Source organism: Streptomyces sp. DH24 (assembly GCF_029813775.1).
Classification (GTDB): domain Bacteria; phylum Actinomycetota; class Actinomycetes; order Streptomycetales; family Streptomycetaceae; genus Streptomyces.
In genome coordinates this window covers 244,621-262,912 of the sequence record NZ_JARVKW010000001.1, presented here as the reverse complement: position 1 = coordinate 262,912, position 18,292 = coordinate 244,621, and the positions used below count along the sequence as shown (strand labels likewise).

Annotated in this window: 17 protein-coding genes; 11 read left to right on the top strand and 6 right to left on the bottom strand. The window is 72.3% G+C overall.

Features of this window, described 5'->3' with window-relative positions:
- Window positions 1–195 precede the first annotated feature (195 nt).
- Window positions 196–1,935 (top strand): lytic transglycosylase domain-containing protein, encoded by a 1,740-nt coding sequence (locus QC282_RS01215; RefSeq protein ID WP_279547233.1) that lies wholly within the window; start codon window positions 196–198, stop codon window positions 1,933–1,935.
- A gap of 82 nt (window positions 1,936–2,017) precedes the next feature.
- Here the strand turns inward: QC282_RS01215 and hrpB are convergent, their stop codons facing one another.
- Entirely contained in the window at window positions 2,018–4,525 is a 2,508-nt protein-coding gene (gene hrpB, locus QC282_RS01210) for an ATP-dependent helicase HrpB (protein WP_279547232.1), read from the bottom strand.
- 87 nt (window positions 4,526–4,612) lie between these two features.
- Window positions 4,613–5,572 carry a class I SAM-dependent methyltransferase gene (locus QC282_RS01205; RefSeq protein WP_279547231.1) on the bottom strand — a complete coding sequence of 320 codons (960 nt, stop codon included), beginning with the start codon at window positions 5,570–5,572 and terminating at the stop codon, window positions 4,613–4,615.
- 233 nt (window positions 5,573–5,805) lie between these two features.
- On the opposite strand from QC282_RS01205, the gene rpsA reads away from it, so the two are divergent.
- From rpsA to QC282_RS01175, 6 genes are all read left to right on the top strand, one after another.
- On the top strand, window positions 5,806–7,302 hold the full coding sequence (rpsA, locus tag QC282_RS01200) for a 30S ribosomal protein S1 (protein WP_279547230.1): 1,497 nt from the start codon (window positions 5,806–5,808) through the stop codon (window positions 7,300–7,302).
- A gap of 315 nt (window positions 7,303–7,617) precedes the next feature.
- Window positions 7,618–8,556, top strand: coding sequence for a PAC2 family protein (locus QC282_RS01195; protein WP_279547229.1), 939 nt, complete (start codon window positions 7,618–7,620; stop codon window positions 8,554–8,556).
- A 163-nt stretch (window positions 8,557–8,719) separates the two neighbouring features.
- Window positions 8,720–9,349, top strand: a complete 630-nt coding sequence (coaE, locus tag QC282_RS01190; RefSeq protein WP_279547228.1) for a dephospho-CoA kinase — start codon at window positions 8,720–8,722, stop codon at window positions 9,347–9,349.
- Between the two features lie 50 nt (window positions 9,350–9,399).
- Window positions 9,400–9,780 (top strand): tetratricopeptide repeat protein, encoded by a 381-nt coding sequence (locus QC282_RS01185; protein ID WP_279547227.1) that lies wholly within the window; start codon window positions 9,400–9,402, stop codon window positions 9,778–9,780.
- A 116-nt stretch (window positions 9,781–9,896) separates the two neighbouring features.
- The gene (locus QC282_RS01180; RefSeq protein ID WP_279547226.1) at window positions 9,897–10,580 is read left to right on the top strand and encodes a class I SAM-dependent methyltransferase; all 684 of its coding nucleotides are present in this window, start codon (window positions 9,897–9,899) and stop codon (window positions 10,578–10,580) included.
- A gap of 213 nt (window positions 10,581–10,793) precedes the next feature.
- Entirely contained in the window at window positions 10,794–11,219 is a 426-nt protein-coding gene (locus QC282_RS01175) for a DoxX family protein (RefSeq protein ID WP_279547225.1), read from the top strand.
- 120 nt (window positions 11,220–11,339) lie between these two features.
- On the opposite strand, the gene QC282_RS01170 is transcribed toward QC282_RS01175, so the two are convergent.
- A complete protein-coding gene (locus tag QC282_RS01170; RefSeq protein WP_279547224.1) occupies window positions 11,340–12,050 on the bottom strand; it encodes an RNA-binding S4 domain-containing protein in 711 nt (236 codons plus the stop codon).
- 65 nt (window positions 12,051–12,115) lie between these two features.
- Between QC282_RS01170 and QC282_RS01165 the strand changes: the two genes are divergently transcribed.
- Together QC282_RS01165 and pip are read left to right on the top strand one after the other, a co-directional pair.
- Window positions 12,116–13,015 carry a uracil-DNA glycosylase gene (locus QC282_RS01165; RefSeq protein ID WP_279547223.1) on the top strand — a complete coding sequence of 300 codons (900 nt, stop codon included), beginning with the start codon at window positions 12,116–12,118 and terminating at the stop codon, window positions 13,013–13,015.
- Between the two features lie 37 nt (window positions 13,016–13,052).
- The gene (pip, locus tag QC282_RS01160; RefSeq protein WP_279547222.1) at window positions 13,053–14,015 is read left to right on the top strand and encodes a prolyl aminopeptidase; all 963 of its coding nucleotides are present in this window, start codon (window positions 13,053–13,055) and stop codon (window positions 14,013–14,015) included.
- A gap of 33 nt (window positions 14,016–14,048) precedes the next feature.
- On the opposite strand, the gene QC282_RS01155 is transcribed toward pip, so the two are convergent.
- Entirely contained in the window at window positions 14,049–14,744 is a 696-nt protein-coding gene (locus QC282_RS01155) for a GntR family transcriptional regulator (RefSeq protein WP_279547221.1), read from the bottom strand.
- A gap of 150 nt (window positions 14,745–14,894) precedes the next feature.
- On the opposite strand from QC282_RS01155, the gene QC282_RS01150 reads away from it, so the two are divergent.
- Window positions 14,895–16,346: an NCS1 family nucleobase:cation symporter-1 gene (locus QC282_RS01150; protein WP_279547220.1), complete on the top strand. Its 1,452-nt coding sequence runs from the start codon at window positions 14,895–14,897 to the stop codon at window positions 16,344–16,346.
- A 12-nt stretch (window positions 16,347–16,358) separates the two neighbouring features.
- Entirely contained in the window at window positions 16,359–17,081 is a 723-nt protein-coding gene (locus QC282_RS01145) for an aspartate/glutamate racemase family protein (protein ID WP_279547337.1), read from the top strand.
- Between the two features lie 155 nt (window positions 17,082–17,236).
- On the opposite strand, the gene QC282_RS01140 is transcribed toward QC282_RS01145, so the two are convergent.
- Both QC282_RS01140 and QC282_RS01135 read right to left on the bottom strand, forming a co-directional pair.
- The gene (locus tag QC282_RS01140; protein ID WP_279547219.1) at window positions 17,237–17,737 is read right to left on the bottom strand and encodes a GNAT family N-acetyltransferase; all 501 of its coding nucleotides are present in this window, start codon (window positions 17,735–17,737) and stop codon (window positions 17,237–17,239) included.
- Window positions 17,734–18,147 carry a RidA family protein gene (locus QC282_RS01135; RefSeq protein WP_279547218.1) on the bottom strand — a complete coding sequence of 138 codons (414 nt, stop codon included), beginning with the start codon at window positions 18,145–18,147 and terminating at the stop codon, window positions 17,734–17,736. Before QC282_RS01135 ends, QC282_RS01140 begins: the two co-directional genes overlap by 4 nt.
- Window positions 18,148–18,292: the final 145 nt, after the last annotated feature.

Here is an 18,292-nt window from a genome sequence, read left to right as displayed (position 1 = left end):
CGACGAGCCCGTGGAACGGACGGACAAACCGCGCGAAACAGCGGCACAACTGCACACAGGCACCACACGATCCGCGCGAGTCGGTAATCAATCGGCTCCACAAGGGCAACCGGCGCGGCGGGCCGACCGTCACAACAAGGCGAGCACACCAGGCAGAGACGGGCGCTCCGGCGTCCACGGGAGGGGGTTCACTCCATGACGGCGCATTTCGGCAGGAGGCTGCGCAAGGGGGCGGCGACCACCGCCGTGGCCGCGGCCGCGGTGGCGGCCCTGGCCGCGTCCCAGGCTCCCGGTGCGACACCGGGGGACCAGGGCAGACAGTCCACCGCCGACACCACGCCGTCGCCGGAGGCGAACGCCGACAGCGCGACCGGCAACTCGCCCTACTACACGGACCTGCCGCCGCTGAACAGCCCGAAGCCGTCGCCGACGGACGGCACGCCCGTCACGCCCGGTTCGGCCGAGGCCGGCATCCCCGCCACCGTCCTCGACGCCTACAAGAAGGCCGCCGCCGCACTCGGCGAGTCCAAGCCCGGCTGCAACCTGCCGTGGGAACTCCTCGCCGCCATCGGCAAGGTGGAGTCCGGCCAGGCCCGCGGCGGCCGCGTCAACGCCGACGGCACCACGATCACCCCGATCATCGGCCCGCAGCTCGACGGCAACGGCTTCGCCCTCATCCGGGACACCGACAACGGCGTCTACGACGGCAACAGCAGCTACGACAACGCCGTCGGCCCCATGCAGTTCATCCCGTCCACCTGGGCCTGGGCGGGCCGCGACGGCAACGGCGACGGCAAGAAGGACCCCAACAACATCTACGACGCGGCCCTCGCCGCCGGCCACTACCTGTGCCGCAACGGCTGGGACCTGTCCGTGCAGGCCGACCTGAACCGCGCGATCCTCAGCTACAACAACTCGCAGGACTACCTGCACACGGTCCTGTCGTGGCTGGAGTACTACCGCAAGGGCTCGCACGAGATCCCGGACGGCACCGGCACCCTGCCCGTGGGCCGCAGCGACGACAAGCAGGGCTCGGGAGCGAGCACCCGGCCGTCGGCGCCGCCCGCCTCGAACACCCCGAAGCCCGGCGGGTCCGACAAGCCGGGCAGCGGCAGCCCGAGCCCCAATCCGCCCTCCTCCGGCACCCCGAGCCCCAAGCCCACCCCGCCGCCCTCCCCGTCCCCCACGCCCACCGACACGGTGCACCACCTGGAGGACGCGGGGACCGAGAAGCTCACCGCCACGGCGGGCGACGCGTTCGCCGGACGGGTCAGCACCCGCGCCGAGACCCAGCAGGGCAAGGCGGTCGCCGCGGTGCGCATCCGGTTCACCATCAACGGCGCCACCGACGCCACCTTCTCCAACGGCGAGAGCGTCGCCACGGTCGTCACCAACAGCTCCGGCGTGGCGGTCTCGCCCGGCCTGCGCGCGGGTGAGAAGACGGGCGACTTCACGATCCGCGCCACCGTCGTCGGCCGCCTCGTCCCCGGCCTGGACTACTCGGCCTCCGTCACCGAGCGCGTGGCCGACGCCCTCACGCGCACCAGCGACACCGCCCTGACCTGCACACCCGGCGGCGAGTTCGCGAACCAGGTCGAGGTGAGGGCCACGTACAAGGGCGCCGCCGCGGACGGTGTCGCCGCCACCGCCACGCTGATCAAGTCGGCCGAGGACCCGACGGTCAACGACAAGGGCCCGCACTTCAAGGACGCCGAGGGCGGGGCCATCCGCACCCTCACCGGCCTGAAGACGGACGCGAACGGTCTGCTGAAGCTGCCGAAGCTCTACGCGGACGACACGAGCGGCACGTTCCTGCTCCGCATCACCACAGCGGGCGGCGCGACCCTCACGGTCGAGCTGACCGTGGCGGCCGCCGAGACGTCGTCGCCGAGCCCGTCCACCAGCCCGTCGCCGAGCCCGAGTCCGAGCGCGTAGTCCGCACGGAGCCGCAGGGCGCCCCGCCACGAAACGGAGGGGCGCCCTGCGCGTGTGCGGGCGCTTGCCGAGTGCCCGGCGGTCAGCGCCGCAGCCGGGCGTTGGTGTGCCGCGTCGGCTCGGCGGTCGCCGGGTCCTCGGGCCACGGATGCTTCGGATAGCGGCCGCGCAGCTCCGCCCGTACGCCCTTGTAGCCGTCCTTCCAGAAGGAGGCGAGGTCGGCGGTGACGGCGGCGGGCCGCCCGGCGGGGGAGAGCAGGTGCACCACGACCGGCACCCCGGCGACCCGGGGCGACTCCTGGAGCCCGAACATCTCCTGGAGCTTCACGGCCAGCACGGGCTGCTCCGGACGGGAGTAGTCGATCCGGATTCTGGACCCACTGGGTACGGCGATCCGCTCGGGGGCGAGTTCGTCGAGCCGCCCGGCCTCCCCGGACGCCCAGGGCAGCAACCGCGCCAGCGCCTCCCCGGCGTCGATCCTCGCCAGATCCGCCCGCCGCCGCGCCCGGCCGAGCTCCGGCTCCAGCCACTCGTCCACGCGCGCGTGCAGGGCGTCGTCGCCGACGTCCGGCCAGGGCTCGCCGAGGTGCAGCCGCACAAAGGCGAGCCGCTGCCGCAGCACCTCGGCGTCCGCCGACCACCGCAGCAGCCCGAACCCCTCGCGCCGCAGCCCGTCCAGCAGCGCCTCGCGCACGAGCCCGGCAGCGGCCTTTCTCAGCGGCCCGGCCGCGAGCTCGACCGCGCCGAGCCGCTCCACGCGCCGGGCGACGACGTCTCCGTCGCTCCAGCGCACCTCGTCGTCCTCCTGGCGGAGCGCACCGGCGGCGAGGCGGGCGGCGTCCTCGTCGATCGCCGCCGCGAGCTGCACACGCGCGTGCCCCCTGCCCACGGGGCGGTCGGCCACGGCGACGGCGACCCAGGGCGCGCCCCGCAGCGCGGATCCGTCGGACAGTTCGGCGCGGGTTCCGGAGACCATGAGGTACGAGCCACCGTCCGCCTTGGCGACCCGCTCGGGAAACGCGAGAGCGGCGACGAGCCCGACAGCACGGTCCTCGGGAACGGCGCCCGGGGCGGCCGGTCCGGACACCTCGCCCACGACGGCCCGCAGCCGCCGCACCTCCGCACGCCACCGCGTGGCATAGGCGTCGCCCCCGCGCCGCGCGGCCCGCAGCGCACCGGCGAGGTCGTCCCCGTACTCCCGCGGCGCCTCCTCGCTGAGCAGCGCGACCACCTCGGCGGCCCGCTCGGCGCCGACCTGTGCCGAGGCGTCCACCAGCGCCCGCCCCATCCGGGGATGCAGCCCCAGCCTCGCCAGCCGGGCGCCCCGCTCCGTGGCCCGCCCGGCGGAATCCACCGCCCCCACCGCCGTCAGCACCCGCCGCGCCGCCGCCATCGCCCCACTGGGCGGCGGGTCCAGCAGCGCCAGCCCCGACGCGTCCGGATCGCCCCAGCACGCCACCTGCAACGCGAACGCCGTCAGGTCGGCCACCTTGATCTCCGGCGCCGGGAAACGCGGCAGACGCGCGTCCTCCGCCTCCGCCCAGCACCGGTACACCGCGCCCGGTGCCTCACGCCCGGCCCGCCCCGCCCGCTGCCGCGCCGCCGCCTGCGAGGCCCGCACGGTCGTCAGCGCGCTCAGCCCGCGCGCGTGGTCGACCCGCGGCTCCCGCGCCAGCCCCGAGTCCACGACCACCCGCACGCCCGGCACCGTCAGCGACGACTCCGCCACCGACGTCGCCAGCACGACCCGGCGCCGTTCGCCCGGTGCCAGCACCGCGTCCTGCACGGCCGCCGGCGCCCGCCCGTGCACCTGAAGCACGTCCACGCCGCCGAGCCCACCGAGCAGGCCCGCGACCCGGGCGATCTCGCCGACGCCCGGCAGGAAGCACAGCACGTCCCCGTCCCGCTCGGCCAGCGCCCGCCGCACCACCGACGCCACGTGCGCGAGCAGCGCCGGATCGACCCGCATGCCGTGCGGCGGCCGTACCGGCCGGGCCGGCGGCGCCCACACCACCTCGACGTCGTACGAGGCGTCCGAGGCCTCGACCACCGGCGCCCCGCCCAGCAGCCGGGCCCAGCCCTCGGCGTCGGTCGTCGCGGACGCGGCCACCAGCCGCAGCTCCGGACGCAGCGCCTCCCGCACGTCCCAGAGGAAGGCGGCCACGGTGTCGGCGTCCAGGTGCCGCTCGTGGCACTCGTCGAGCACCACCACGTCCACGCCGGACAGTTCCTGGTCCCGCTGGAGGCGCTGCAGCAGCACGCCGGTCGTCACGACCTCCACGCGCGTGTGCCGCCCCACGACCCGCTCCCCGCGCACCGTGTAACCGACGCTGTCGCCGACCTTCTCGCCCAGCAGCCACGCCATGCGCCGGGCCGCCGCCCGCGCCGCGATCCGCCGCGGCTCGGCCACGACCACCCGCCGCGCGGGCCCCTCGCCGAGCAGCCCCGCGAGCGTCGGCGGCACCAGCGTCGTCTTGCCGGTCCCGGGCGGGGCGACCAGCACGGCGGTGCCGTGGCTCGCCAGGGCGTCGTCCAGCGCGGGCAGGGCGGTACGTACGGGCAGGCCGTCCAGAGCGTCGTAACGGATCACGCCCCCAGTGTCGTACGCCCCGCGGGGCCCGCACGCGCGCGTGCACGTACGCGTGCGGGGATCAGGGGATCAGGGGAAAGGCAGCCCTCAGTCCCGCTCGCACACGAAGATCGCCGTCCCCGGGATCAGGTTGCCGCGCAGCGGGGACCAGCCGCCCCACTCCGAGGTGTTCCAGGCCGGCCACTCCGGCTCCACCAGGTCGACCAGCCGCAGGCCCGCTCCCACCACGTCCCGGACCCGGTCGCCGAGCGTCCTGTGGTGCTCGACGTACACCGCCCGGCCCGCCTCGTCCTGCTCGACGTACGGCGTGCGGTCGAAGTAGGAACCCGAGACGCTGAGCCCCTCCGGGCCCGGCTCGTCCGGGAACGCCCAGCGGATCGGATGGGTCACCGAGAACACGAACCGGCCCCCCGGCCGCAGCACCCGGCGCACCTCCTTCAGCACCAGCACCGGCTCGGCGACGAAGGGCAGCGCCCCGTACGCCGAACACGCCAGGTCGAAGGAGCCGTCCGCGAAGGGCAGCGCGCCCGCGTCGGCGCACACCAGCGGGAACGATCCGCCGATCCGCAGCGCGTGCTGGAGCTGCCGGTGCGAGATGTCCAGGGCGACCGGGCGGGCGCCCTGCGCGGCCAGCCAGCGCGCGCACTGCGCCGCGCCGGCCCCGATCTCCAGGACGTCCTTCCCCTTCAGTTCGTCCGGCGGGCCCAGCAGCTCGGCCTCCACCTCGTCCAGGCCCTCGGGGCCCCAGACGAACCGGTCGTCGCCGAGGAAGGTGCCGTGCTCGGTCTGGTACTCGTCCGCGTTGCGGTCCCACCAGCCGCGGTTCGCCCGGACGCTTTCCGCGACTCCGGCGTCCCGACGGGTGGCCTCGGGTTCGGACGCTACGGGCTCTTGGATGATCGGCTCCCTCGTCGTACTCTTCCGTCCAGCCCGTCCCGGCGGTTCTCGTGCCTCGCGCGAGAGGGACAGCCCGGTGCCTGATGGCCTCGGGAGACAGGTTTTGTGCCGGGTATGCGGTGATCCGTCCCGGGTGCGCGGTTCGCGCATTGACCCTGCCCGGCTGCCCCCGTATGCTACAAGTTGCGCTGCGGGCCTGCGCACCTCAGACGTAGCAGGCTGCGCTCGCATCTGTTGTATGTCCCCTCGGTTGTCGAGGCGCCACCGGGCACCCGGTGTCTGGAATGGCGCTTCCTTGGCTGTCCGGCTTCTGCAGAGCGAAACGGGCTCCCGGCGTAAGCAGTACCTACGACTTCAATGTCCGTACCGGAGCCCTTTCCCACATGACGAGCAGCACCGAGACCACCGCCACCACCCCGCAGGTAGCGGTCAACGACATCGGTAACGAGGAAGCTTTCCTCGCCGCGATCGACGAGACGATCAAGTACTTCAACGACGGCGACATCGTCGACGGCGTCATCGTGAAGGTCGACCGGGACGAGGTCCTGCTCGACATCGGTTACAAGACCGAAGGTGTCATCCCGAGCCGAGAGCTCTCGATCAAGCACGACGTCGACCCGAACGAGGTCGTCGCCGTCGGCGACGAGATCGAGGCCCTGGTCCTCCAGAAGGAGGACAAGGAAGGCCGCCTGATCCTCTCGAAGAAGCGCGCCCAGTACGAGCGTGCCTGGGGCACCATCGAGAAGATCAAGGAAGAGGACGGCATCGTCACCGGTACCGTCATCGAGGTCGTCAAGGGTGGTCTCATCCTCGACATCGGCCTCCGCGGCTTCCTCCCGGCCTCCCTGGTCGAGATGCGCCGTGTTCGCGACCTCCAGCCCTACGTGGGCAAGGAGCTCGAGGCCAAGATCATCGAGCTGGACAAGAACCGCAACAACGTGGTCCTGTCCCGCCGTGCCTGGCTGGAGCAGACGCAGTCCGAGGTCCGCCAGACCTTCCTCACGACCCTCCAGAAGGGTCAGGTCCGCTCCGGCGTGGTCTCCTCGATCGTCAACTTCGGTGCCTTCGTGGACCTGGGTGGCGTCGACGGTCTGGTCCACGTCTCCGAGCTGTCCTGGAAGCACATCGACCACCCCTCCGAGGTCGTCGAGGTCGGCCAGGAGGTCACGGTCGAGGTCCTGGACGTCGACATGGACCGCGAGCGCGTCTCCCTGTCGCTGAAGGCGACCCAGGAAGACCCGTGGCAGCAGTTCGCCCGCACCCACCAGATCGGCCAGGTCGTGCCCGGCAAGGTCACGAAGCTGGTGCCGTTCGGTGCGTTCGTCCGCGTGGACGAGGGCATCGAGGGTCTGGTCCACATCTCCGAGCTGGCCGAGCGCCACGTGGAGATCCCGGAGCAGGTCGTCCAGGTCAACGACGAGATCTTCGTCAAGGTCATCGACATCGACCTCGAGCGCCGTCGCATCAGCCTCTCGCTGAAGCAGGCCAACGAGTCCTTCGGTGCCGACCCGTCGGCGGTCGAGTTCGACCCGACCCTGTACGGCATGGCCGCGTCCTACGACGACCAGGGCAACTACATCTACCCCGAGGGCTTCGACCCCGAGACCAACGACTGGCTCGAGGGTTACGAGAAGCAGCGCGAGGAGTGGGAGCGCCAGTACGCCGAGGCGCAGCAGCGCTTCGAGCAGCACCAGGCGCAGGTCATCAAGTCCCGCGAGGCCGACGCCGCCGCTGCCGCCGAGGGTGGCGAGGCCGCCGCTCCGGCCGCGTCCGGTGGTGGCGGTTCGTACTCCTCCGAGGGCCCGGACAACTCCGGTGCGCTTGCCTCGGACGAGGCGCTGGCCGCGCTCCGCGAGAAGCTCGCCGGTGGCCAGAGCTGACCACTGAGCAGTAGCTGATCACTGCGCAGTAGCTCGTGAACTGAGGGCCCGCATCCTTTCGAGGATGCGGGCCCTCAGCGGTTCCCGCGGTGACCGTTCGGTCGGCAACGTGTGCCGTGCCCTCACTCCGCGCACGCCGGGCCGTCGTCGCCCGCCGACGCGCGCGTGCCGACGACGCGACACGCCGCGCGCACATCAACGACCGCGACGGCGATGGGAAAAGGGCGGTAAAGACAGCCTGATCAGGCCACGGGCGGGGAATGCGCGTGTCCCGCACCACGTTGTGCGGTACGAACACGAGGAGGAGCGGTCACTGTGCCTGATCCGCAGGGTTTGTACGCATGGGAGCCGAAGGGCCTGGCCGTGGTCGACATGGCGCTCGCCCAGGAATCGGCCGGCCTTGTCATGCTCTACCACTTCGACGGCTACATCGACGCGGGTGAGACCGGCGACCAGATCGTCGACCGGCTGCTCGACTCGCTGCCCCACCAACTCGTCGCCCGTTTCGACCACGACCGGCTCGTGGACTACCGCGCCCGGCGCCCGCTGCTGACGTTCCAGCGCGACCGCTGGACCGACTACGAGGAACCCGCCATCGAGGTGCGCATCCTCCAGGACACCACCGGAGCGCCCTTCCTGCTGCTGTCCGGCCCGGAGCCCGACGTCGAGTGGGAAGGCTTCGCCGCCGCCGTCCGGGATGTCGTGGAGCGCCTCGGCGTGCGCCTGTCCGTGAACTTCCACGGCATCCCCATGGGCGTCCCGCACACCCGGCCCGTCGGCCTCACCCCGCACGGCAACCGCACCGACCTCGTCCCCGGCCACCGCAGCCCCTTCGAGGAGGCCCAGGTGCCCGGCAGCGCGGAGGCACTCGTCGAGTACCGCCTGATGCAGGCCGGACACGACGTCCTGGGCGTCGCCGCGCACGTCCCGCACTACATCGCCCGCTCTCCGTACCCGGACGCGGCGCTGACCGTCCTGGAAGCCATCACGGCGGCGACCGGACTCGTCCTGCCCGGCGTCACCCACGGACTGCGCACCGACGCGCACCGCACGCAGACGGAGATCGACCGGCAGATCCAGGAGGGCGACGAGGAACTCACCGCCCTCGTCCAGGGCCTGGAGCACCAGTACGACGCCGCCGCGGGCGCCGAGACACGCGGCAACATGCTCGCCGAAGCCGTCGAGATCCCGTCCGCGGACGAGATCGGGCGCGAGTTCGAACGATTCCTTGCGGAGCGGGAAGGGGAGGGCTAGGGCGCGTCCGTAAAGCGGCGACGTCGCCCGGAGCACGGCAGGCGCCACGTCGTGGACCCGGCCCGGCGGCGATGGCCGCCGGCCCGGGCGGGGCGGCCGGTACACCGCCGGTCCGCCGTCCCCGCCGCGTGGCTCGCCCGTCGCAGGGCCTAAGCTTCCGCTCATGCTGAAGGTGGGCCTGACCGGCGGGATCGGCGCCGGCAAGAGCGAGGTGTCACGGCTGCTCGTCGAGTGCGGGGCGGTCCTCATCGACGCGGACCGCATCGCGCGCGAAGTCGTCGCGCCCGGGACGCCCGGTCTCGACGCGGTCGTCGCGGCCTTCGGCGCGGACGTACTCGCCCCGGACGGCAGCCTGGACCGGCCCAGGCTGGGCTCCATCGTCTTCGCCGACCCGGAGAAGCTGGCCGTCCTGAACAAGATCGTGCACCCCCTGGTCGGCGCCCGCTCCCGCGAACTGGAGGACGCCGCCGCCGAGGACTCCGTCGTCGTCCACGACGTCCCGCTGCTCACGGAGAACGGCCTCGCGCCGCTGTACGACCTCGTGATCGTCGTGGACGCGAGCCCCGAGACCCAGCTCGACCGGCTGGTGCGGCAGCGGGGCATGACCGAGGAGGACGCGCGGGCGCGCATGGCCGCCCAGGCCACCCGCGAGCAGCGCCGGGAGATCGCGGACATCGTCATCGACAACGACGTACCGCTGGAGGAGCTGCGGCAGCGCGTGACGGAGGTGTGGGCCGAACTCGCCCGCCGGGCCCCCGCGACGCGGCAGCAGGCCGGCCGCCCGGAGGAATAGCAGCCCCCGGTTCACGCGTTGAACCCTTCCAGCGTGGGAAGGACTCAGCCGTGCCCGACACCAGCGGATCGACCGGACGTACTCCGGAGACCCATGTCATCGACTTCCGTGCCGCCGAGCAGCTGCTCGCCGCACGGGATCCGCGGGGCGCGGTGAAACTGCTCGACGACGTGATCGCCGCCCATCCGGAGAACACCGCGGCGCGACTGCTGCGTGCGCGCGCCTTCTTCGCCGCCGCGCAACTGCGACCCGCCGAACTGGAATTCAGCATCGTCCTGGAGCGCGAGCCCGACAACGCCTTCGCGCACTTCGCGCTCGCCCGCACCTACGAGCGTCTCAGCCGCCCCGACCAGGCCAAACGCCACTTCCGGCTGGCGGCCGCCCTCGACCCGAACCCGGAGTACCTGAAGGCCGCGCGCTTCGACTCCTGACGCCGTGCCACACGGTCCGCAAGGACCGTCACGCTGCCGTCACTCGGTCGGGTGAACCGTGCCCGAGGGGGAACGGGTGTGCGGACGCGGTCCGTTGGACGGGCATGAAACGGAAAATGCGTGAGGGCTACGAGGGGACGGGGCCGGGGGCGATCACCCCGGACGGCTGCGCGGTCGAGCTGTACTCACGGCTACCGGTGGGAAACGAGCCGGACGTGATCACCGCGGCCGTCCCTGCGGGGGCGCACATCCTTGAGCTGGGCTGCGGCGTGGGCCGGGTGACGCATCCACTGCTGGAACGCGGGTTCACGGTCACGGCGGTCGACGAGTCCGCCGAGATGCTGGAGCGCGTCCGCGCAGCGCGCACCATATGCGGCCCGATCGAGAAGCTCGACCTGGGCGAGAGATTCGACGTGGTGATGCTCGCGTCGTTCCTCGTGCACGCCGGCGACACCGAAGTGCGGCGCGGACTGCTGCGCACCTGCGTACGGCATGTCGCCGAGGACGGCTGTGTGCTGATCCAGCGGGAGGGCGAGGACTTCCACGCCCGCGTACCGCGCGAGCGCGTCGACCCCGCCGGGTTCACCGTGCGGATCGTGTCGGCGGAGCCTGTGGGCGACGGGGTCGACTCGGTCCACGTGGAGTACGAGTTCCCGGACGCGGTCTGGACCCAGACCTTCCTCTCCCGGCCGCTGACGAAGGAGCGGTTCGAGGAGGCGCTCGGCGAGGCGGGCCTGCGGGTGGACCGGTATCTGACGGAGGACGGGACGTGGGTGAGGGCGGTGCCGGTGGGGGCGTAGACGGAAGGCCGAGGCGAGGGAAGGTCGCGGCAGGGAAAGGCCGAGGCGGGGAAAGGCGGAGGCGGGGGGAGGCCGGGGCGGGGGAAGGCCGGGTGGCGAAAGGCCGGGGCAGGGGAGGAGCCCTGGGGGAAAGGCCGGCGGTGAGCGATGAGTTGTGAGGGCTGCGGCGGTCTTCCTCCGTGACAGCCACGACCGCTTCACACAGGAGGACGTATGTCCGGAAACACCGCTTCTGTCGTCGCCGGGTCCACGAGTGCCCGGGGCCGGCGTGCCCGTGTCGCCCTGCGCGTTCTGCAGGTCGTCCTCGCGCTCTTCTTCGGTATCGCGAGTGCCTTGCCGAAGCTGATCGCGCACTCGTCGGCCGTCGAGTCGTTCGACGAGCTCGGCTGGGGCAGTGCGGGCATGTACACCATCGGCGCACTCGAACTCGCCGGAGCCGTCGCGTTGTTGATACCCGTGCTGCAGTCGGTCGCGGCGATGGCGCTGAGCGCGCTGATGGTGGGCGCGTTCGTCGTCCAGGTCACCGTCTTCGACGGCGAGTACGCCGCGACGCCGGTCATCCTGATCCTGCCGCTCGCCCTCATCGCGTGGGCCCGGCGCGGGCACAACACGGATCTGTTGCGCATACTCAGACGGTGACGGTGACGGTGACGGTGACGGTGGCGTTCACGCCGTTGTCGTCGGTGGTGCGGCGCCCGGAGCGCGGAGCCCGCCCCGCGCCCAGGGCCTACGGCTCCGCACCTCCAGTCAGTGGCTGCCTCACCGGCCGCCGCGGGGCCGGCCGCCCGGGTTGCTCAAGCCTTTCAGGGCGCGCAGGCGCTCCAGCTCACGGCGGTCCCGCTTGGTCGGGCGACCGGCGCCGCGGCCGCGGATGCCGGCGGGGGCGACGGCCTCGCGGGGCGGGGGCGGCGGGGAGTTGTCGACATAGCACTGGACGGCGACCGGGGCGCCGACCCGCTTGCGGATCAGCCGCTTCACGATCACGACCCGCTCCCGGCCCTCGTGCCGCAGCCGCACCTCGTCACCGACGCGCACGGAATAGGCGGGCTTCACGCGCTCACCGTTGACGCGGACGTGGCCGCCCCGGCAGGCGGTGGCTCCGGCGGAGCGGGTCTTGATCAGGCGGACGGCCCAGATCCAGCTGTCGACCCGGACGGTCTCACCGCTCTTGGGGCCGGCGGCCTCGGCAGCGGCGAGGGCGGCGGCGACCTTCGGATCGAGGGTGTCCTGGGCGGCAGGGGCACCGCTCTGGGGAACGGCGGCGCCTTCGGCGCTGGCATGGGCATCGGCGTTGGCGCCGGTACCGGCATCGGCGTCGACATCGGCGTTGGCATCGGCACCGGCGGCGGCGCTGTTCGGGACCTCGGCCGTACGTGCCCGGTCGGCATCGCGGGAGCCGCCGCGCCGTGGGACCTCGTTCGCCCCGTGCCCGTCCACCCTGTCGTGGTGGTCCGCATCCTTGGCAACCATGCCCCCGACCTTAATACCGGGGCCGGGACAGGGCGCCGGAAATTACGTCGGCCTACCGTTGGGGCATGGACACCAGCGGCCTCGCCACTCTCGACCGGCGGATCTCGGACTGCCGGGCCTGTCCGAGGCTGGTCGCCTGGCGGGAGGAGGTGGCGCGGGTCAAGCGTGCCGCCTTCGCCGACGAGACGTACTGGGGCCGGCCCGTGCCGGGCTTCGGGCCGCCGGACGCGCGGCTGCTGATCGTCGGCCTCGCCCCGGCGGCGCACGGCGGCAACAGAACCGGGCGGATGTTCACCGGGGACCGTTCCGGAGACGTGCTGTACCGGGCGCTGTACGACGTGGGTCTCGCGACGCAGCCCACGTCCGTCGCCGTCGGGGACGGGCTGGAGCTGCACGGGGTACGGGTCACGTCGCCCGTGCACTGCGCGCCGCCCGCCAACAAGCCCACCCCCGGCGAGCGCGACACGTGCAGGTCCTGGCTGGTCCAGGAGCTGCGGCTGTTGCGGCCGACGCTGCGGGCCGTCGTCGTACTGGGCGCGTTCGGCTGGCAGGCGGCCCTGCCGGCGTTCGCGGAGGCGGGCTGGACGGTGCCCAGGCCGCGGCCGGTGTTCGCCCACGGTGCCCGGGTGACCCTCGCCGCCTCCGGCACCTCCGCCGGTCATGACGGCCGCGGCGAGCCCGTCGGCCGCGACGACGCCGACGGCAGCGATGAGGCCAACCGCCGCGACGGGCCTGACGGCCGCGACGGGCCTGACGGTCACAACGAGACCGACGGCCACCATGGTCCTGACGACTCCAGGGGGCTGGGCGGCGGAGGCCTCGACGGTCGGCGGCTGGACCTGTTCGGCTGCTTCCACGTGAGTCAGCGCAACACCTTCACCGGGCGGCTCACCCCCGAGATGCTGCGGGACGTCCTGAGAGCGGCGGCACGGGCGGCGGACCTCGCGGTCGCTCCGGAAAATTGAGACGACGTGTCCGGTGCGTGGACGTTACGGTGCCCGGATGGGCCTGTATCCGGAGATCGAACCGTACGACCAGGGAATGCTCGACGTCGGTGACGGCAACCGCGTCTACTGGGAGACGTGCGGAAACCCGCGCGGCAAGCCCGCGTTGGTGCTGCACGGCGGGCCGGGTTCCGGCAGCAGCCCCTACCTGCGTCGGCTGTTCGACCCCGCCGCCTATCGGATCGTGCTGCTGGACCAGCGCGGGTCCGGGCGTTCCACGCCGCACGCGAGCGCGTACGACACCGACATGAGCGTGAACACGACCCAGCATGTGATGGCCGACCTGGAGGTGCTGCGCCGGCACCTGGGGATCGAGCGCTGGCTGGTGTGGGGCGGGTCGTGGGGGTCGGTGCTCGGACTGCGGTACGCGCAGACGCATCCGGGCGTGGTGTCCGAGCTGGTGCTGACGGCGGTGGCGACCGGCGCGAACCGTGAGGTGACGCTGCTGACGCGGGGGTTGGGGAAGCTTTTCCCGGAGGCGTTCGAGCGGTTCCTCGCCCTGCTCCCGGAGGACGAGCGGGACGGCAATCCGGCCGCCGCGTACAACCGGCTCATCGAGTCCCCCGATCCCGAGGTGCGCGAGCGGGCGGCGCGCGGCTGGACCGACTGGGAGACGGCGATCATTCCGGCGCCGCCCCGCTCGGTGCCGCGCTTCGAGGAGCCGGAGTTCCGGATGGGCTTCGCCCGCACGGTGACGCACTACTTCGGCAACGACCATTTCCTCGGCGCGGACAACGACGAGGGGGTCGTGCTGCGCGACGCGCCTCTCCTCAAGGACATCCCCGGCACGATGGTCCAGGGCAGCCTCGACTTCGGCAACCTGCTCGGCACCGTGTGGCGGTTGCACCACGCCTGGCCGGGCAGCGAGTTGGTGATCGTGGACGAGGCCGGACACGACGCGGGCACCCCGGGAATGGTGGACGCGCTGGTGGCGGCGACGGACAAGTACGCGCGCGGTTGACCGGCAGGTGCCTACCGTGCCGCTCGCCGTCGCTCAGGCCCCGGGGCCGGTGCCGCCCCCCTCCGTTTCCTCACTCTCCTCCGCCGTCTCCCCGAACAGGTGCCGCACCGTCGAGCGGTAGTTGGCCTGGACGTGGCGCAGGGCGAGGGCGCGGGCGCGGTCCGGGTCACCGGAGGCGATGGCCTCGTACAACTCGCGGTGTTCGGTGAGGAGCTGGGGCCATTCCTCGTTGCGCCGGGTGAGCCAGCGGAGGCGGCCGTCGACCGGTTCCATGACCGAGATCAGCAGGCCGTTGCCGGCGGTGGCGAGGACGTGGTCGTGGAAACGGGTGTTGACGTCGGTGATCGCCTCGGCGTCCCCGGCGGCGGTGGCGCGGGCCGCGGTGTCCAGCAGGTCGCGCAGTTCCGCCAGGGCCTGCGGGGTCGCCCGCGCCGCGGCGAGCCCGGCCGCGTACACCTCCAACGCCTCGCGCAGCTCGAAGAGTTCCTTGACGTCGGCCGGGGTGAGCCGGCGTACGACCGTGCGGCGTGGCGTCTCGAACAGGACGAAGCCCTCGGCGACCAGGGCACGGATCGCCTCGCGGACCGGAACCCGTGAGACCCCGAAACGTTCGGCCAGTTCGCGTTCCACGAGCCGGTCGCCGGGGCGGAGCCGGCCCGCGATGATGTCCTGCCGCAGGCCGGCCAGGACGCGTTCGCGCACGGCGCCGAGGGGTTCGATCTTCGCCATGGGCCCATCTTCGCGGACTCCGGGCGCGTTTTACGGAGCGTTAACGGCAACGACATCGGTCCGAACGGTTGACGGGAGGAGCATGACCCCAGTTTGGTATACCAAACGCCCGGCAAAGCAGTCCTCCGCTCCCTCGCTCCTGGAGGTCCCGTGTCCCTCGCCGACCGTGCCGAAGCCACCGGCACAGCAGCGTTCGTCCCCGATCCCCGCCTCACCAACGAAGACCTGGCGCCCGCGAAGAAGCGCACCTGGAAGGTCTTCGACCTGTTCGCGCTGTGGATGTCCGACGTCCACAACCTCGGCAACTACACCTTCGCCGCCGGCCTGCTGTTCCTCGGCATGAACGTCTGGCAGATCTTCACGTCCCTGCTGGTCGGCTTCGTGATCATCTACGTCGGGATGAACATGATGGGCCGCATAGGGCAGCGCACCGGCGTGCCCTTCCCGGTCGTCGGCCGCATCGGCTTCGGCGTCTGGGGTGCCAACATCCCGGCGCTGATCAGGGCCGTCATCGCCATCATGTGGTACGGCATCCAGACCTACCTCGCCTCCGTCGCCGTCAACGTGATGCTGCTGGCGGCCTGGCCGGGCCTGGAGTCCTGGACCCACAACTCCTTCCTGGGGCTCGACGCGCTCGGCTGGGTCTCCTTCGTCGCGCTGTGGCTCGTGCAGGCGGCGATCATCAGCCGGGGCATGGAATCGGTGCGCAAGTTCCAGGACTTCTGCGGCCCGGCCATCTGGATCGTGATGATCGCGCTCGCCGTGTGGATCCTCGCCAAGGCCGGCTGGACCATCTCGCTGACCTCGACGCCGCACCCGGTGCCGGTGGGGGAGCAGTGGCGCCAGTGGTTCGGCGCGATCGGCCTGGTGCTGGCCACCTACGGCACGCTGATGCTCAACTTCTGCGACTTCTCCCGCTTCGCGCCCGACTACCGGACCGTCAGGCGCGGCAACTTCTGGGGCCTGCCCATCAACTCCACGGCGTTCGTGATCGTGTCGGTCATCGTGACGGCGGGCGCGTACGAGGTGTTCGGCAAGGAGATCACCGACCCGGCCCACCTCGTCGCCGAGATCGGCAACACCTGGGTGCTCGTGCTGGGCGCGCTGACCTTCGCCATCGCCACCATGGGCGTCAACATCGTCGCCAACTTCGTCTCACCGGCGTACGACCTCGCCAACGTCTGGCCGCAGAAGATCACTTTCAAGGTCGGCGGCATGATCAGCACGGTCGCGGCGCTGGCCGTCACCCCGTGGAACCTGTTCTCGAACCCGACGGTCGTCAACTACTTCCTCGGCGGCCTCGGCGCCTTCCTCGGCCCGCTGTTCGGCGTGATCATGGTCGACTACTACTGGGTCAAGCGCGGCCGCATCGACGTCGACCAGCTCTTCAACGCCGAGCCCGGCTCCCGCTACTACTACCGCAAGGGCGTCAACCCGAAGGCACTGTGGGCGTTCCTGCCGTCGGCGGCGGTCGCGGCGGTGCTCGCGCTCGTGAAGACCTTCGGCGACGTGGCGCCGTACTCCTGGTTCATCGGAACGGCACTGGCCGCGGGGCTGTACGTCCTGCTGTGCCGGAGCGAGCGCGCGGCGACGGAGGGCTGAGTGCGCAACGGAGTGCGGATCGTCGTCACGAACTGCAACACCACGCAGTCGATGACCGAGGAGATCGTACGAGGTGCCCGGGCCGCGGCGGGCCCGGGCACCACCGTGACCGGGCTGACCCCCGCGTGGGGGCCCGAGTCCGCGGAGGGCTGGCTCGACAGCTACCTCTCGGCCGCGGCGGTCATGGACGCGCTGCGGACGTACCAGGGACCGTCGTACGACGCCGTCGTCATGGCCGGCTTCGGGGAGCACGGGCGGGAGGGCGTCCGGGAGTTGGTGGACGTGCCGGTCGTGGACATCACGGAGGCCGCGGCCCATCTGGCCTGTCTGCTCGGGCGGCGGTACGGCGTCGTCACCACCCTGGAGCGGTCGTGCGGGCAGATCGAGGACAGCCTGGAGACGGCGGGCGTCGGCCGCAACTGCGCCGCCGTCGTCGGCACCGGCCTGAACGTCCTCGACCTGGGCGACGCCGAGCGCACGGAGTCCGCCTTCCTCGCCGCCGCAGAGCGGGCCCGCCGGGCCGGCGCCGAAGTCCTGGTGCTGGGGTGCGCCGGGATGACGGGACTGCAGCGGACGGTGGGGGAGAAGCTGGGGCTGCCGGTCGTGGACGGGGTGGGCGCGGCGGTACGGCTCGCGGAGTCCCTGGTGGGACTGGGCCTCACGACCAGCCGCGCCGGCAGCTACGCGAGACCGCTGCCGAAACGGCGGGTGTGGGGCGGGGGTGCCGGGGACTGACGCGGGAGCGCCGAGGGGCGCAGCCCTAGTGCGGGCGGCGGAGCGGAGCGCCGCTGGGAAGTATGTCGACGCGTAGCGCGTGGCGCGAAGCGCGCAGAGGGGGGCGGGCGATGCCGGTCGGTTCGACGGCCAGTCCCCCCGGGGGCCCGTCCCCGTCACCCGGACGCCCGACCAGGTCGCCACACGTACCGCACGTCCGGTTCCCGCTCCTCGTTGCCGCTGCCGTCCGTGCGCTCGACGGCCACGAAACCGTGCCGTTCGTAGAAGCGGTGGGCTGCCTCGTTGACCTGGAAGGTCCACAGGTTCAGCCCGGCCGGGGAGCGGTTCTTGGCCAGGGCGACGAAGCGGTCCCCGAGGCCGCGCCCCCGCCAGTCCGGGGCGAGATAGAGCTGCGCGAGCTCTCCGCCGTCGAGCACCATCACGCCCACCAGGTCACCGCCCGGCGCCTCGGCGACCCACGTCTCGGCCTGCGGTACCAGCACCTCACGGAAGTACCACCGCACCTCGTCGTCGGACCGTGGCCGTACGACGGTCGGCAGCGCGGCGGCGAACGACCGCAACCAGACACCGGCCGCCACCTCTGCATCGGTGGCCACGGCCCGCCGCAGCACGACGTTCGCCTCACCTGTCCCTGTCGTCTCGCGCACCTCGGTCACGGGCGGTGCTCCTCGGGTACGACGGCGGTCGCCGTGATCTCCACGAGCTGGCCCGGACAGCCGAGGCAGGCCACGCCGAGCAGGGTCGCCGCGTGCGGCCCGGCGCTCAGACCGGACGCCGTGACGACGTCCCACACGGCGGACAGCACCGCGGGCTGGTCGCTCACCACGTACACGTCGGTCGTCAGAACGTGGGTCAAGTCGCTGCCCACCGCCCCGAGTTGCTCGGCGAGGTTGGCGATCACCCGCTCGGCCTGCCGCACCGGGTCCCCCTCCCCGACGAGTTTTCCGTCGGCGTCGAGCGGCATCGCCCCGGCGAGGAAGGCGAGTCTCGTACCGGCCTCCACAACGGACGCGTGCGAGTAGGCGGGCGGCGGGAACAGGCCGGGTGCGGTGACGCGGCGGATCATGCGGGCTCCGGAGGATCGGTCGGACGAGGAGGCAACCCGCCGATGATGCGGCCTGCGATCGCGCGACGCACCCGGATATCGCCGTGCGTGCGCCGGGGCGAGCGGCGTACGCTTCCGCCGACCCCTGACGACCCGCGCCCCCGAC

Coding starts and splice junctions, on each gene's coding strand:
- QC282_RS01215 (WP_279547233.1), top strand. CDS start 196: ATGACGGCGCATTTCGGCAGGAGGCTGCGCAAGGGGGCGGCGACCACC.
- QC282_RS01205 (WP_279547231.1), bottom strand. CDS start 5,572: ATGCGCGAACCGCGCACCCGGGACGGATCACCGCATACCCGGCACAAA.
- rpsA (WP_279547230.1), top strand. CDS start 5,806: ATGACGAGCAGCACCGAGACCACCGCCACCACCCCGCAGGTAGCGGTC.
- coaE (WP_279547228.1), top strand. CDS start 8,720: ATGCTGAAGGTGGGCCTGACCGGCGGGATCGGCGCCGGCAAGAGCGAG.
- QC282_RS01180 (WP_279547226.1), top strand. CDS start 9,897: ATGCGTGAGGGCTACGAGGGGACGGGGCCGGGGGCGATCACCCCGGAC.
- QC282_RS01175 (WP_279547225.1), top strand. CDS start 10,794: ATGTCCGGAAACACCGCTTCTGTCGTCGCCGGGTCCACGAGTGCCCGG.
- QC282_RS01170 (WP_279547224.1), bottom strand. CDS start 12,050: ATGGTTGCCAAGGATGCGGACCACCACGACAGGGTGGACGGGCACGGG.
- QC282_RS01165 (WP_279547223.1), top strand. CDS start 12,116: ATGGACACCAGCGGCCTCGCCACTCTCGACCGGCGGATCTCGGACTGC.
- pip (WP_279547222.1), top strand. CDS start 13,053: ATGGGCCTGTATCCGGAGATCGAACCGTACGACCAGGGAATGCTCGAC.
- QC282_RS01155 (WP_279547221.1), bottom strand. CDS start 14,744: ATGGCGAAGATCGAACCCCTCGGCGCCGTGCGCGAACGCGTCCTGGCC.
- QC282_RS01135 (WP_279547218.1), bottom strand. CDS start 18,147: ATGATCCGCCGCGTCACCGCACCCGGCCTGTTCCCGCCGCCCGCCTAC.